12 protein-coding genes are annotated in these 15,483 nt (G+C 27.4%); 6 read left to right on the plus strand and 6 right to left on the minus strand.

From position 1 onward, the window contains the following. Positions 1-365 precede the first annotated feature (365 nt). Entirely contained in the window at positions 366-803 is a 438-nt protein-coding gene (locus Q0H31_RS10915; RefSeq protein WP_295298120.1) for an N-acetyltransferase, read from the plus strand. A gap of 7 nt (positions 804-810) precedes the next feature. Here Q0H31_RS10915 and Q0H31_RS10920 read toward each other — a convergent pair whose 3' ends face one another. From Q0H31_RS10920 to Q0H31_RS10940, 5 genes are all read right to left on the minus strand, one after another. Then, the gene (locus Q0H31_RS10920; RefSeq protein WP_295298122.1) at positions 811-1,881 is read right to left on the minus strand and encodes an LptF/LptG family permease; all 1,071 of its coding nucleotides are present in this window, start codon (positions 1,879-1,881) and stop codon (positions 811-813) included. A 9-nt stretch (positions 1,882-1,890) separates the two neighbouring features. Continuing rightward, positions 1,891-2,769, minus strand: a complete 879-nt coding sequence (locus Q0H31_RS10925; protein WP_295298123.1) for a DUF2225 domain-containing protein — start codon at positions 2,767-2,769, stop codon at positions 1,891-1,893. A gap of 63 nt (positions 2,770-2,832) precedes the next feature. Continuing rightward, entirely contained in the window at positions 2,833-3,966 is a 1,134-nt protein-coding gene (locus Q0H31_RS10930; RefSeq protein ID WP_295298125.1) for a hypothetical protein, read from the minus strand. After that, the gene (locus Q0H31_RS10935; RefSeq protein WP_295298127.1) at positions 3,935-5,485 is read right to left on the minus strand and encodes an NTP transferase domain-containing protein; all 1,551 of its coding nucleotides are present in this window, start codon (positions 5,483-5,485) and stop codon (positions 3,935-3,937) included. The genes Q0H31_RS10930 and Q0H31_RS10935 overlap by 32 nt, the downstream gene beginning before the upstream one ends. 28 nt (positions 5,486-5,513) lie before the next feature. Beyond that, positions 5,514-6,035, minus strand: coding sequence for a hypothetical protein (locus Q0H31_RS10940; protein WP_295298129.1), 522 nt, complete (start codon positions 6,033-6,035; stop codon positions 5,514-5,516). Positions 6,036-6,181: 146 nt separating this feature from the next. Between Q0H31_RS10940 and Q0H31_RS10945 the strand changes: the two genes are divergently transcribed. The 5 genes from Q0H31_RS10945 to Q0H31_RS10965 all read left to right on the plus strand — a co-directional run bounded on the left by Q0H31_RS10945 (position 6,182) and on the right by Q0H31_RS10965 (position 14,114). After that, on the plus strand, positions 6,182-8,803 hold the full coding sequence (locus tag Q0H31_RS10945) for a homocysteine S-methyltransferase family protein (RefSeq protein WP_295298131.1): 2,622 nt from the start codon (positions 6,182-6,184) through the stop codon (positions 8,801-8,803). A 352-nt stretch (positions 8,804-9,155) separates the two neighbouring features. Beyond that, positions 9,156-9,962, plus strand: coding sequence for a vitamin B12 dependent-methionine synthase activation domain-containing protein (locus tag Q0H31_RS10950; protein ID WP_295298133.1), 807 nt, complete (start codon positions 9,156-9,158; stop codon positions 9,960-9,962). Positions 9,963-10,229: 267 nt separating this feature from the next. Next, a complete protein-coding gene (locus Q0H31_RS10955) occupies positions 10,230-13,460 on the plus strand; it encodes a type ISP restriction/modification enzyme (RefSeq protein ID WP_295298135.1) in 3,231 nt (1,076 codons plus the stop codon). A 71-nt stretch (positions 13,461-13,531) separates the two neighbouring features. Continuing rightward, positions 13,532-13,732, plus strand: a complete 201-nt coding sequence (locus tag Q0H31_RS10960; RefSeq protein WP_014933379.1) for a hypothetical protein — start codon at positions 13,532-13,534, stop codon at positions 13,730-13,732. After that, the gene (locus Q0H31_RS10965; RefSeq protein ID WP_295298137.1) at positions 13,722-14,114 is read left to right on the plus strand and encodes a hypothetical protein; all 393 of its coding nucleotides are present in this window, start codon (positions 13,722-13,724) and stop codon (positions 14,112-14,114) included. Before Q0H31_RS10960 ends, Q0H31_RS10965 begins: the two co-directional genes overlap by 11 nt. Before the next feature lie 279 nt (positions 14,115-14,393). Here Q0H31_RS10965 and Q0H31_RS10970 read toward each other — a convergent pair whose 3' ends face one another. Further along, the gene (locus tag Q0H31_RS10970) at positions 14,394-15,317 is read right to left on the minus strand and encodes a methylenetetrahydrofolate reductase (RefSeq protein WP_295298139.1); all 924 of its coding nucleotides are present in this window, start codon (positions 15,315-15,317) and stop codon (positions 14,394-14,396) included. Between the last annotated feature and the right edge of the window lie 166 nt (positions 15,318-15,483).

Raw genomic sequence — 15,483 nt, forward strand, 5'->3', positions numbered from 1 at the left:
TTTATCTTTACTTAATTTACTGCGTTTCATACTTAAATTTTAACAAATTTCAGTTATCTAGGACAGCCCCAAAAATATTATCAACTTTTTTCACATAAAAAAGTTGATATCCTTTGGATACGTTTCATTAAAAACACAATTACTAAAATTTTATATTTAAAAAATATCTATAAAATATAAGATAATACTTATATTTTGTTTAAAAATGCAGTTTTTTTGCTTCTTTTATACCAATAAAAGAAGTTGTGGTGTGTACCCTACAGGCACGCTTCGCAGGGGGCAAAGCCACCACAAATAAAAATTAAAATAATATTTTGACAAAATGCAAAATTTTTAGTATATATAAATTATTGTTTATTTTTAATATGGAAAATATAGAAATTGTAAATAATATCAATGAAAATATAATTGAAAATATTTTTTTTATATCATCAAAAAGCGAATATATTACTTTATCTAAAAATTATATAAAAGAGTATATAGAAGATAAAAATCATAAAGTAGTTATAATAAAAGATGATGAAAAGATAGTAGGCTTTATCATATATTTTTTGTTTTCTCCTGATATTGATATTTTATTTATAGCAACATATCCTAATAATAAAGGTTACGGAAAAAAATTATTATCATATTTATTTGATGATGCTAAAAAAAATAATGTAGATAGCATCAAATTAGATTTGCATGAGAATAATATTAATGCAAAAGAGTTTTATACAAAGCATGGTTTTGAGTGCATAGGCATTAGAAAAAAATATTATAACAATAAATATAATGCTTTAATTTTAGAGAGGAAATTATAAAAACAAACTAATAGAATTTTTTAAATGCCAAGAAACAAAGTCCAGCAAAAATAATATTAGGCATCCAAGCAGCTATAAATGGGTTCATGTTTCCTCCATCTCCCAAAGAGCGAAACATCATAAGTATAGAATAATATAATAAAGCAACCATTATAACCATTACCAAACTTACCACCAATACACTTTGAGTAGAAAATTTTGAAAACAATGAAGCAAGTAAAACAATGATAAATCCAGAAAAACAATAAGATATTCTATAATGAAAATCTGTTTCAAGCGTGTTAGTATTTAAATTTACTTCTTTTCTTAATTTAATCCAATGCATCTCCTCGGTTAAACTCATAGAATCTAATAGAGGTCTATTCATAAAATGCTCAGGTCTTTCAAGTACATCAAGCGGATAATTATATATTTCTTTTACAGATATGTTTTTTTCATCATCAAACTCAGCCAATATTCCATTTTCAACATACCATTTTCTTTCGTTATCATTCCATCTCACACTCGGTGATGATATTCTCATAGCTATAGCACCATCTTCTTTTAATTTTACAATAATAGTATTTGTAAGATAATTCTCATTAAAATTAAAGTTTTCTATAAAATATATATAATTATTAGCTCCAAAAATGTTTAGAGAGCCTGTATATTCTTCTTTTTGCTTTCCTCTTCCTAAATCATTAGCCTCAAAAGATATTTTATTCATGGGAGCAGCTACAAACTGCCAAAATGCAATTAGTCCTAAACATAATGCTATTACTATAATAAATATTGGAGAAGAAAATTTAAACAAACTTATACCAGAATTTTGTACAGCAAGCATCTCTTTATTTTTTACAAAAGTACCAAGTACATAAGTAGAAGAAAACATTAAAGCTATTGGGAATAAATAATACAAATTATGCGGAGTTCTTGCCAAATGATATGTAATAAAATATTTCATGTTTTCAGGGTGCTCTGTGTAGTAAGATAATTTACTGCTTAAATCTGCTATAGTAACTAATATAACAAATAATATAAGAGAACCCAGAAACATAGATAGAAATTCTTTTAATAAGTATGAGTTAAGTTTCTTCATTTGAGTAAATTAATCCGCATCTATTCCATAGTTTTCATGTAAATAATTTAATTCTTCACTTATACGAGTATGCAATTCTTTTAATTTTTCAAGCAATGCAGAAGGTTTTGATTTGCTGCTTTTACCAGAGCCAAAAATTTTACTGATTTTTCTTTTAGCTTGTATCAATGTTCTTGCTTTAACATTAGGGTCTGGAATAAATTTGGAAGCATCTGTACCAAGCAAAGCTCCCATATAAAGCATGCCTTCATAGCCGAAATTGTTATCTATATCCGGACCAAAACTCTTTAATTTGTCAAAACTTTCTTTACCATTTTGCATATATTCTATAGCCTCAGTATAAAATTCGCTGGCTTTATATTGGAAGAATGGTATTAATTTATCATAATTATCATTAGGATAAGCATTTGCCAAATCTTCTAAAGTCCAACTGAGCCTTAAAGAACATAAAGCCTTTTTTAGAGTAGGGGCAGAATCTTTTGTATGATAACGATATCCATCTAATGCTAAAAAATAGCTTGCAGCACCAGAAATCAAATCTCTGTTTTTCTTAAAATCTAAATCTATTCCAAAAAACTCTCGTACATATTTTGACCTTTGTTCGTAACTGTCAAGAGCCTCATTAATTTTTTTATTATCAACTAAACTGAACTCATCTTGAAAAGCAGCATATAAACAATGCGGACAAACAGCTACAACATATATAAGAGGGTATACTGCTCCATATTTCTTGCTTTTTTCATAAGTTCTTCTTAAATCATCTCTTAAATTTCCGGCAATTAATCTTCCGCCGCCAGTAAGAAGCATCTCATGATAGAACTCTTTATTGCATACAGGGCAAGTTCTTGGATTTTTTTCAAAGTATGATATTTTTAATTCTTCAGCCATAAAAATTCCTATTTATATAACTTTATAAACACTGCAAATGTTAAATTAATTATCGGTTTATTTTTATTTTTCAATATCACTTATATTAAGTTTGCTAATTCTAAGCTCTTTAAATAAAGTATTATAATACGCTATATAAAATTCCGGATATCTTGCCGCATTAATTCTAACTTCACCAACACTTTTACCAAGAACTGATAAATCTATAATCTGACCGTCTACATATATGTACTTATTTCCATCTTCTTTTGTATATAATACCACAGGCTGTGATGCATAATCGAGAGTAGAATCAAATGATATGATATCTTGGTCTTCTGCAGCTATCGTTCCGTTTATAAAACTGCCATCATAGAATTTTTTATATTTTATCTCTTTTATATTGTCTTTAGTATTATATATAATATTAAATCTATTATGTGCCTCATGCTCTACAGTATATTGATTTACATTGTTTAATATGGGATTATTGTCAAAAAATGTAAAAGAAGTATTAGTTTTTCTTGAGGCATAAAATATATTTCCTGTAGAATATTCTTTTATATATACAGCATATCCGTCATTTTCTGATACAGGATATACTTCTTCTATTATTTTATTTGTGTATACTAAATCCGAAAAGAAATTATCTCTATAAAACCTTGATACAGATAATACTCCCTTGCTGTCTATAAAAAATAATATAGGAGAATTAAATATAGATACCACTAATTTTAAATCTATAATTTTATTATTGTTTCTTAAATCCATAGCATAATTATTAAATGTACCGGAATTATTATTGGCATACCATATCTTATTATTTTTTAAATATGATATATGCATATTATCAGCATTACTTGCTATGCTAATTAAACTTCCTAATTCTCTATTTTTATCTAATATTTCTCTTTTGAAATTTCCATTTTTACCAAACACATAAATAGGTGCATTAATTTTATCATCATAGTAAGCTATATGCAAATTATTGTTTGGGTCTATTAATAATTCGCTAATATAAGGTTCGCTATTTAAAGATGCTACCGACCAAGTTGAAATAGATTCAAAACTGCTTATTCTATAATAATGTTTTGATAATGGCGGAGCATCTTTATTAATATCTTTTTCATACTGAGCATTTATATTTGAGTAGAAAATAATAATAGCTATTAATATTAAAAAGATTTTATTTCTTTTTAGTTTTTTTAGTATTTTCATCTTTTAATTTTATAACAGATTCTATTCCCTCTTCTTTTGGTCTTATAAATCTGCATTTAATAACTTTTCCGTTTTCATCAAGAACAGCTTTTATATGAGAGTAGTAGAATATACAATGCTCTATATATGCATTATCATCTACAATAGAGCCATATATATAACTAACCCCCTTAATAAGTACATTTTTACCTATGCTGAGCGGATGTTTATCGCTTCCTGTAACATTAACGCCTCTCTCTAATATAGTGTTTTCTCCTATATACACATTTCCTCTTATTTGGTTGCCTGCATATATTTGTACATTGTTAGAGAGTGTCATTTTTTGATTATCTAAACAAGATACTAATGCATTATCGCCTATATATGTGTGTTCTCCAAGTTCAATATTGCCTTCAAGTCTTGCACCATGGTCTATGTAAACACCATAATTAATTTTTACACCCTTACCTACATAAGCACCTTTTCCTATATATATATCAAGAGGCTTTTCATCTTTATCTATTTCTAATATCTGCTCAACTACGCTGTCATCAATAAAGAAATCTTCTCCGTCATATATTGTGATAATGTTTTTTAATTTGTTATAAACATTATTTCTAGCAATAGACTCCATCTCTTTAAGTACAGTTTTATCATTAAAGCCTAAAACAACTCTATTGTCTTTTGGCATATATGTAGATATTGATAAATTATTATTAACAAACATCTCTATTAAATCTGTTAAATAAAGTTCATTTTGAGCATTATTTGCTTTTAATTCTTTTATTAGATTTAAAAGAGGGTCAATCTTAAAACCATATATACCAGCAACGTACTCATGCATATTGTCTAAAAGCTCATCTTTACCATACTCGAATTTTTCATCTTTATAAGCCTTTACTAAATCTTCATCATCTTTAAGAGCAAGTATATCTTTATATTCTATAACTCCCATTACCTGCCCCTTACTGCCTTCTCTATATTGGCTTTTTTTATGGTCTTTAGTTAATCCTCTAGTTCTTAATACCCTTCCATAATAGTTGCCGCCCTTAGGTCCGTCATACATAGCAGTCATTAATATCATATCTGTTTTTGATTTCATAAACTCATCATGAAACTCTTTCATAGTGTTAGAGTCTATTAATCCCATATCAGCATATATAACATAACAGTATTTAATATTTTTTAAATCGCTTTTTTCAAGTCCAACTTTTACAGCATGCCCTGTACCTAATTGCTGCTCTTGATAAGCAAAATTAGTATTAGCCTGCTTTCCTACAGCATTAGCAACTTCTAAAGCTTTTATTCCAACAACTATAGTAATATTGCTTTTATTTATACCATTTTTTACAGCAAGTCTCACTCTCTCTATACTAGGCACTCCCCAAATAGTATGAAGCATTTTTGATGTTGAGCTTCTTATTCTTTTACCATGTCCTGCTGCTAATATTATTACTAAACTATCGTTTTTAGAGAATTTAGATGATAATTGCTCTAATTTTTCTTCTATATTATTATTCTCTTCTTCTTTTTTTATCATAAACTAGCTCCTCATTTTTTTACTTTGTTTATTTTTTATCTATTTTCTCAAATACAGCTTTTTTTATAGTTTTATTATTTTGTATATTAGATAATTTTTCTTTATTTAGTTTATCTTTATCTAATTTTTCTTTGTCAATTTTTTCTTTTGCATTTAAAATATCTTCTAAACTATTTCTTTTATAATTATTAGGAAGATAAGTATTTTTAGAATCTAAGGATAATTTAGTTGTTTTAGAATTACTAAATGTTTCATCATCATTTAACCATTTTTGCAATACTTTGGCTACGGATTGCGAGAGAGTATCCAATTTTTGTTTAGCTCTTATATTTCCGCCAAGGTTTGAATCTTCTTTGAGTATAAACTTATATAATTGCATGGCTTTTATAAAATTTTTTCCTTCAAAATTATAATAGTCAGCAATCTTTTCTATTCCGCCAAAATATGAAGCTGTAAGATAACATCTATACGCTTCTTCTATTTTTCTTTCATTAAAAAGTTCATTGCCTTTTCTAATCAAGGCACTTTTAGTTTTATCATCTATACTCATATGAGTAATAATTATATATTAATAATATTAAAGTTCAAGTATAATTTGTTCTATAATATGAGAAAATATTATTATATTCTATACACTTGCTTATTTGGGGTTTTATATTAAAATACTGTTTATAAAAATATTGGAGTTTTTTCTATATGTTTAATGGTGTTAAGGATAGGTTAAGAGAATTAATAAAAGAAAGGTATTTAATAATAGATGGTGCCACAGGTACAGAACTTCAAAAGAAGGAAATAAAAAAAGAAGCTTGGATTATAGACGGCAATAATATAGAGGGCTGTAATGAAATATTAAATATAACAGCTCCTCATATAATGAAAGAGATACATATAGATTATTTGAATGCTAATGCTAATATAACAAAGACTAATAGTTTTGGTGCTATACCTTGGGTTTTAAGCGAATATGATATTGCTGATAAGGCTTATGAACTTGCAAAACAAGCGGCAGTTATAGCAAATGAGGCAAGAGAGGAGTATTTAAAAAATCCTAATTCTAAAGGGGATTTGAGTAGAGATATATTTATTGCAGGCAGTTTAGGTCCGGGAGTAAAACTTCCAAGTTTGGGGCAGATTGGTTTTGATGAGATGTATAGCGGTTATACTTTAGCTGCAAGAGGTTTAATAGAAGGAGGAGTTGACATAATACTTCTTGAAACGGCACAAGATGTTTTACAGTTAAAAGCAGCAATATTAGCAGTTAATGATACGGCTAAAAAATTAAATAAAGATATTCCAATAATGGTTTCTGTAACAATAGAAAAAGAAGGCACTATGCTTTTGGGTACAGACATAGAAACAGCATACACAATACTTTCAAATTTGGATATATTTTCTATAGGTATGAACTGCGGTACAGGTCCGGATATGGCAATGCAGCACATAAAAAAACTTTCAGAAATATCTTGTTTACCAATATCAATACACAGCAATGCAGGTCTTCCAGAAAATAGAGACGGAAAGGCATATTATAGTATGATGCCTGAAGAGTTTGCTGAGATTAACAGCGAGTTTTTTAATTTAAGCGGTCTTAGCTTTATTGGCGGCTGCTGCGGAACTACTCCTAAACATATAGAGGCATTAGCAAAAAAAGTTAAAGGGGTAAAACCTAAAAAAACAGCATTAGAAAAGCAAAGGCCTTATATAGCAAGTTTATTTAATTCTGTCAGCATTAAGCAAGAGCCGGCACCTTTAATGATAGGCGAGAGAAGCAATGCTACAGGAAGTAAAATATTTAGAGAGCTTATGATAGCAGGCGATATGGACGGTATGCTTGATGTGGGAATAAAGCAAGTAAAATCTGGAAGTCATGCTATAGATGTTAATGCTGCTTGGGCGGGTCGTAATGAAATAGAAGATATTACAAAAATTATTTCTGCTTATGTTAAACAGATTTCTTTGCCTTTGGTTATTGATGCTATAAAACCTGATGTTATAGAAGAAGCATTAAAAGTATATGGAGGAAAGCCAATAATAAACTCTGCAAATATGGAGCAGGGCGAAGAGAAATTTGATGCTATATGTTCGCTTGCAAAAAGATATGGTGCTTCTATTATGCTTCTTACTATAGATGAAAAAGCTATGGCATTAACTTGCGAGGACAAATTAAGAATGTGCGGGCGTATGTATGACAGGGCAGTTAATGAGCATAAAATACTTCCGCATGATATTATATTTGACCCTCTTACTTTTACACTTGCAAGCGGCGATGAAAATAGTTTTTTGGCTGGTGTTGAAACTTTGAATGCTATAAAAGAATTATCAAAAAGATATCCTGAAAGCTCTATAAGTTTGGGGGTATCAAATATTTCTTTTGGTCTTAAAGAAGAGGCAAGAAAGGTTATGAACTCTGTATTTTTGTATGAGGCTATTAATCATGGTCTTAGTGCGGCTATTGTTAATGTGGCTCAAATTCTTCCTATATCAAAGATAGGTGAAAAAGAAATAGAATTGGCCAGAGAGTTAATATACAATAAAAACAAAACTAAAGAGCCTCTTATAAATTATATTAATTATTTCTCTGACAAAAAAGAAAAGAAAGAATTAACTGATGAAGAAAAAATAAAAAAGCCTATAAGGGAAGCCATAAGAGATGCTATGCTTGACGGCGAATGGAAAGACATGCAAAACTTACTTAATGAGGCTAAAAAAAATAGCGAAGAGTTTGGAGGAGAGAAAAAGTTTGCACAGGCTATAATTGATGAGATACTTCTTCCTACTATGGCAGATATTGGAGTTAAGTTTGGGGAGGGCAGTATACAGCTTCCTTTTGTTTTGGGGTCTGCTGAGGTGATGAAAAAGAGTGTAGATTTTCTTTCTGAGTTTTTAGAAAAAAAGAAACAGGAGAAAACTGCTAAAATAATACTTGGCACTGTTGCGGGAGATGTGCATGATGTCGGTAAAAATCTAGTTGAAATAATAATAAAAAATAATGGATTTGAAACTGTTAATCTTGGAACTAAGGTGCCTATAGAGAAATTTATAGAGGCTTATCATGAGCATAAAGCTGATTGTATAGGGATGTCTGGGCTTTTAGTAAAATCTACTGAAGTGATGAAAGATAATTTAGCATATATTAGAGATAAGGGCTTAAAGATACCTATACTTTTAGGAGGAGCTGCTTTAACTAAAGACTTTGTTGAAAACACTTGTAAAAAAGTTTATGGAGACAGCGGAAAGATTTTTTACTGTAAAGATGGTTTTGATGATATTGTAGCGATAAAAGAGATAATAGCAGACAGAGATAAAGAAAATAAATAATAGATTTGTTTTTAAAAGTATTTGATTAAATTTTAGTTATATAATTATCAATATAGTTTTATAACTAAAATTATATTTTACATATTGTATAATAATTGATTTTAATGTTTAAAATTGCAGTCTTTTTGCTTCTTTGTGTCACGCCCAAGGGCACTTCCTTCGGTCGCAAAAAAGTGGGGTTTGGGGCAAAGCCCCAACTGTAAAAAATAAAAGTACTAAAAATTAAAGTAGTTTAAATATTTATTAGTTTAATTTTGAAATAAGCCTAATAAAAAGGAGAACGAGTTTTTAAGCAAATTATTTGCTTGAAACGATTTGTCGAATTCTATAATAACAACAATAAGGAACTAATATGCCGGAAATAAATCACAAAAATCATGAACATCATGTAAATAAACCTCCTTTCTATGGAAGAAAAGTTTTTGAGTTTAATAAGCAAATAGAACAGGAAGCCTTTGATATGATTAATAAAATTAGGCTTTTTAGAGTGGGTTTTGGCTATTCTGCAAAAAATCAGGATATGGAAAAATATAATGAAATGATTAAAACAAAAGTAGAGCCAAAATACGAGGAGATGAAAAAAAATATTATAGAAAATAATTTGCTTGAGCCTGTAATGATTTATGGATTTTATAAAACTGTTACAGAGAACGATAAACTTTATATATATGATGACAATACAAACGAATTAAAAAATGAAAAAATGGAAATTCCTTTAGAGCGTATGGATAAAGAGCCTTATAATTCTATAGTTGATTTTTTTGATAGAGATGAAGACACTATTGGTTTTACACTTGTAAGTCTTGGAGGGAAATATCATAAATTTTTAAAGGGGTTATATGATAATGATGATTATAAAGAATATTATTTTTATAATGCATTAGGAATACATATTATAGAAAACTATGTTGATATACTTCAAAGCCATATGGACAATTTACTTAATTTAAATAATAAAGGTAAAAGAAAGCATGTAGGCTGCAGATATTCTTTCGGTTATAAGGCACTTAGCAATATGTACGGCAACAAAATAATATTTGATAAATTAAAACCAGAAGAGTTTAATGTAATACTTACAGAAAGCTATATGATGGAGCCTGAACTAAGCACTTGTGCAATAGTATCATTTTGCGAGGACTCTTATTATTTTGCTAATTAATTTTATTTAATATATATTATAATTTTTTAATTATTTGTGAATGGAATTATAATTTATAATGGTATAAAATATAAATATATATTTAAACTAAAAATATAGCCTTTTTGCTTCTTTGGGTCACGCCGCAGGCACTCCCTTTGGTCGCAAAAGAAGTGGGGATTCTATCCTACGGGTACGCTTCGCAGGGTGGCTAGTCCCCGAAAATAATAATATAAAAACTAATTTTTATAAAATTCAAAGTTTTTCAGTATGGTAGAGGTTTTTATTATGTTTTTAGAAAATTATTTAGAAAGTATAAAAAATATAACAGCTGAAGATAAAGAACATACTTATAGAAGTGCTTTAGAAATCTTATTAAATGATATCAAAAATAATCTTAATTTTAAAAAAGTTAATATAAAGCATGAACCTAATAATGATAAAGAGGGTAGAGGAGCTCCTGATTTTTTAGTTACTATTGATTCTCTTGTTTTGGGGTATATTGAAAATAAAAGAGCAAATGCTAATCTTGATGAAATTATTAAAAGTGAGCAAATAAAAAAATATTTACTTTTAAGCGATAATATTATAATTACTGATTATTTGAGATTTATATTAATTGATGAAAACTTAAATATTATTGATGAAGTGAGAATATGCGAATTAAGCGAGATTAAAAATTATAAAAAAATTAAACTTGATGATGCGGTCAAAAAACTTTTAGATATATTTAAAATATTTTTCTCAAGAGAGCCTAAACCTATAAATACAGCTTTAGAGTTTGCTGATGCTTTGGCTATGCGTACGAGAATATTGAGAGATGATTTATATGAACTTAAAAACAATAATCATATAGAGCGTTTATATAATATATTTAAAACCACAATTTATTCGCAGATAGATTTTGCAGACTTCTGCGATAACTTTGCTCAAACTCTTACTTATAGTTTATTTTTAGCAAGACTTAATACAAATGAAAAAATAGATTTATATAATGTAACTAAGTTTATACCAAAATCGTTTCCGTTAATAAGAGCAATGAGTAAATTCCTTCAAGATTTGGAAGAGTTGAATATTAATGACTTAAAAACTATAAAATGGCTTTTGAATGAAATAATAAACATCACCAATCATATAAATATTGTTTCTATTGTAGAAGAATTAAATAAATATGATAATACAGCAGTGCAAAAAGACCCTTATATGCATTTTTATGAAACTTTTTTGTATAAGTATAATCCAGAGCTTAGAGAATTAAGAGGCGTTTATTATACCCCTCAAAGTGTGGTTAATTTTATTATTGATTCTATAGATATAGTTTTAAAAGAATATTTTAATAAAGACAAAGGCTTAGGCGATGCATTAGAAAAAGACACCAACATAAGACTTTTAGACTTTGCCGCAGGTACAGGTACATTTTTACTTGATTCTTTTAGAAAGGCTCTATCTTATTATCAAAAAAACTCTGTTAAATATAACCCTAAAGAATTAATTAATAAATTTTACGGCTTTGAGTTTATGATAGCCCCATATACAATAGCACATCTTAAAATATCTCAAACACTAAAAGAAGAATTTAATTATAATTTAGAAGATGATGAGAGATTAAATATTTTTTTAACTAATACATTAGAAAATATACATTTAGATGAGGGCAAGGAAAAAAATAATATATTTGAAGAGCTTAATGAAGAGATGAACCTCGCCCAAAAAACAAAAGAAAAAGATATTCTCGTAATAACAGGCAACCCTCCCTATAGCGGAGCAAGTGCCAACAAAGGCATATTTGAGGAAGAGGTAAGAAAAGAATATAAAGACGGTTTAGAAGAAAAGCCTTTAGCTATAACAAGAAACGGTAAAATAGAAAAAGAAAAAAATCCAAAATGGCTTCTTGATGATTATGTGAAGTTTATAAGATTTGCACAGCAGAAAATAGATAATCAAAAGGCAGGAGGAATATTTGGTTTTATTTCTAATAATTCGTTTTTGGATAACCCAACATTTAGAGGTATGCGTTATAGCTTATTAAAAAGTTTTGATGAAATATATATTGTAAATTTGCATGGCAACACGAGAAAAAAAGAAGTTTCTCCAGACGGCAGCAAAGATGAAAATGTATTTGACATAATGCAGGGTGTGAGTATAAATATATTTGTAAGGTATACGCAAAATATAGATGAGTTAAATAATGTAAACTCTATCACACATAAATATAACAGAGAAAGTGCAGCTGTTTATTATTATGATTTGTATGGCAAAAGAGAATATAAATATAAATTTCTTTTTGATAATAATATTAAAAGCATAGAGTGGAATAAATTAGAATATAAAGAGCCTTTCTTTTTGTTTATAAAACAAGATGAAAATTTACGTGAAGAGTATGAGGGATTTTATAGTATAAAAGATATGTTTAAAATTTCAGGTGTAGGTATATGCTCAAAAAGAGATAATATAGTTTTTCAAAATAGTAAAGAAAAACTAATAAAACTTTTGAATGATTTTATAAATAAAGATAAAGAAGAATTATATAAACTATATGATATAGGAGAAGATTCTAGAGATTGGAAACTTGATACAGCTATTAAAACAATTAAAGAAAATGAAAATGCACTAGAAAATTATATTATGAAATGTCATTACCGTCCTTTTGATTTTAAATATACATATTATGTTAATAAGTCAAGAGCATTTATGGCATATCCTGTTTATGACATATTTGAGCATTTTTTGAGAGATGATGAAAATATAGCTTTAAATGTAGCTAGACAATCAAAAGTTAGTGGTGGTTGGCATTATTCTTTTATGACAAGTGGAATAGTTGATTTATCACTTATGGGAGGTGGTAATACAGGAGCTGGATATATTTTCCCTCTATATTTATACAATACTCCTAATGCAATAAAAAATATTCAGTCTGCAGATTATAGCGGTGCTGATTTGTTTAAAAAAACAGCTTCAAACCCTTTTCAAAATGCTGATAAGATTGAGAATTTTACCGTTAATTTTAGAAACTTTATTGATGAAAAATATAGCACTCATTTCCCGCCTGAAGATATATTGGGCTATATTTACGCCGTGCTGTTTCATAAAACTTACAGAACTAAATATATTGACTTCCTAAAAATTGATTTCCCTAAAATCCCTTTTACTGATTCTAAAGATATTTTTATTAAATTAAGCGAGTTAGGCACTCAATTATACAATCTTCATCTAATGAAAGATAATAACTTAAATAATGATGTAGGTGAGGGGTTATACAAAGATGATAAAAACAACAAAATAGAGAAGCCTCTTTATAATGAAAAAGAAAACAAACTATTTATAAATAAAAGTCTTTATTTTGACAAGGTATCAAAAGAAGTTTGGCTCTATAAAATTGGAGGCTATCAGGTATTGGATAAATATTTAAAATCGCACAAAGATGAAGAGATTGATTACTCATATTTTCAAAAAATTATACAGGTTTTAGATAAATCTATCATCTTAGAAAAAGAGATTTATGATATTAATTTCTTCTAAATGTTTTAGATAAAAGATAGTATAATTTGACAATATTATATTTTATTATATTATATATATGAGGGTGTGTTATGAATATTGATAAAGAAAAAAAATTACTTGAAATTACTTTTAAATATCAAAGTAAATTAAGTAAAAAAAATTTTAATTCAATTGTAGGAATTTGTTATTCTAATATAATAAATAAACAAATTAATAATGAAATAAATAATTATATTATACCTACAGTTAATAGTATAGTTAAAAATTATGGACATAAATATGGAAAATAATAAAGAAATTATTGATAAAAAAGTTAGCAGTAATAATAATAAATTGCCACCTGAGATGATAGAAGAAATTAATGAAATTTTTTCAATTAGCGGTTCTTTTAATCCTTTGGCTAATAAAATTACAGATAAAAATATTAGTGAAATGACAGAACTTCATAATAAACATAATGAAAGAGTTTTTAATGATAAGAAAAATCAGAGGATTTATAATATATTAATAATAATTATATTATTAGTATTTTTTTTAGTAGTTATGATTTTGTTTAAAAATAATATACCTTTTTTAGAAAAAATATTACCTCTTATCATTAGTTTTGCTATAGGTGCTTTTGGCGGATATGGGTATGGATATTATAAAAAAGATAGAGATTCTAAAAATTAATTATATCTAATTTTTAGAAAGGACTATAATATTTTTTATATAGATATATTATAAATAAATTTCTGATATTAATTTCTTCTAAATATTTTAAATAAAAGATAGTATATGCTGAAGTAAGTATATTTAGTCGATTTATTTATTTTTATATATATCTTACATATAAAGCAAAAACGTTTGCACTTTTTGGTTCTTTTTGCTGCGGGAAAAAGAACAACAAAAAAATTGGCAAACTTAAAAAGATTAGTATCTTAAAAAATAAATTTCTGATATTAATTTCTTCTAAATATTTTTAAGTAAATCTACCACAAACTCGTAGTTGTTTAGGCTCATTATATGCATTTTTTTATGTATCTTTAGCATGTCTTCAAAAAGTTTAGATGATAACTCTATTGCTGTTTTTCTTTCTTCTTCTTCTGATTTATCGCTTGCTTTTTTTAATTTGCTTAACCATTTCTCTGGTATATATGAGCCTGATAATTTGTAATATATAAAATATGCAGTTTTGTAAGTTAATACAGGAAAAAATCCGGGTACTAATATAAGCTTTTCTTTTAACGGCAATTCATCAATGCATTTCAATAAAAACTCTAATCTCTCAACTTCGTATATTGGCTGAGTAAATATTGCCTTAACTCCAGAATTAGCCTTTTTAGCAAGTCTTACTTTTAAACTGTCATCATTTTTAGCATAACTATTTATTACGCAAAAAGGATATATTGGCTTTAATGGCTCTTTAAAAGTAAACTCTCCTAAACTTTTTGATTTATTTAAGTTTTTTATTATATCTATTAATAAATTGGAGTTTCCTTCAAATACACCTTTAGCTTGTTTTTGATTTCCATTAGCTACAGCATCGCCAGTAACTGCAAGTATCATTCTTATATCAAAATAATTAGCCCCTATGAGGTCATTTTGTAAAGCTATGGAGTTTTTATCACGCATTGTTTGTGTTGCAATGAATGGCTTATTATTGTTTAACTTTTGCTGAAGCTGTATTGCTGCTAATATTGGAGATATTTTTAAATTAGCAAAAGGTGAATCGGTTACAACAAAGGCATCTACATAATTTTGTATATTAGAATTATTTATTTTCTCTTCTATATAGCTTAAATCATATTTTGCCTGAGGTGATATTTCGAGAGTGAAACTATACTCATCATTATTTTCTAATTTTTTTATAAAATTTTCTACATTGTTATTCATTTAATATATATTATTCTATAATAGAAAAAAGTCAAATTATAAATATACAAACATCTTTTCTAAATTGATTTATATAATAATTATATTTTTTTAGGGGCTGTCCTAGATAACTAAAAAAGCTCCTTTCTTGCTAAATTATATATAATTTCCAACTGTTTTTCAACTT

This window comes from uncultured Brachyspira sp. (genome assembly GCF_934747485.1).
In the GTDB taxonomy this organism is placed as follows: domain Bacteria; phylum Spirochaetota; class Brachyspiria; order Brachyspirales; family Brachyspiraceae; genus Brachyspira.

What these genes read in the sequence shown, in the direction of transcription:
- Q0H31_RS10915 (WP_295298120.1), top strand. Translation starts at nt 366, where the DNA reads ATGGAAAATATAGAAATTGTAAATAATATCAATGAAAATATAATTGAA.
- Q0H31_RS10920 (WP_295298122.1), bottom strand. Translation starts at nt 1,881, where the DNA reads ATGAAGAAACTTAACTCATACTTATTAAAAGAATTTCTATCTATGTTT.
- Q0H31_RS10925 (WP_295298123.1), bottom strand. Translation starts at nt 2,769, where the DNA reads ATGGCTGAAGAATTAAAAATATCATACTTTGAAAAAAATCCAAGAACT.
- Q0H31_RS10930 (WP_295298125.1), bottom strand. Translation starts at nt 3,966, where the DNA reads ATGAAAATACTAAAAAAACTAAAAAGAAATAAAATCTTTTTAATATTA.
- Q0H31_RS10935 (WP_295298127.1), bottom strand. Translation starts at nt 5,485, where the DNA reads ATGATAAAAAAAGAAGAAGAGAATAATAATATAGAAGAAAAATTAGAG.
- Q0H31_RS10940 (WP_295298129.1), bottom strand. Translation starts at nt 6,035, where the DNA reads ATGAGTATAGATGATAAAACTAAAAGTGCCTTGATTAGAAAAGGCAAT.
- Q0H31_RS10945 (WP_295298131.1), top strand. Translation starts at nt 6,182, where the DNA reads ATGTTTAATGGTGTTAAGGATAGGTTAAGAGAATTAATAAAAGAAAGG.
- Q0H31_RS10950 (WP_295298133.1), top strand. Translation starts at nt 9,156, where the DNA reads ATGCCGGAAATAAATCACAAAAATCATGAACATCATGTAAATAAACCT.
- Q0H31_RS10955 (WP_295298135.1), top strand. Translation starts at nt 10,230, where the DNA reads ATGTTTTTAGAAAATTATTTAGAAAGTATAAAAAATATAACAGCTGAA.
- Q0H31_RS10960 (WP_014933379.1), top strand. Translation starts at nt 13,532, where the DNA reads ATGAATATTGATAAAGAAAAAAAATTACTTGAAATTACTTTTAAATAT.
- Q0H31_RS10965 (WP_295298137.1), top strand. Translation starts at nt 13,722, where the DNA reads ATGGAAAATAATAAAGAAATTATTGATAAAAAAGTTAGCAGTAATAAT.
- Q0H31_RS10970 (WP_295298139.1), bottom strand. Translation starts at nt 15,317, where the DNA reads ATGAATAACAATGTAGAAAATTTTATAAAAAAATTAGAAAATAATGAT.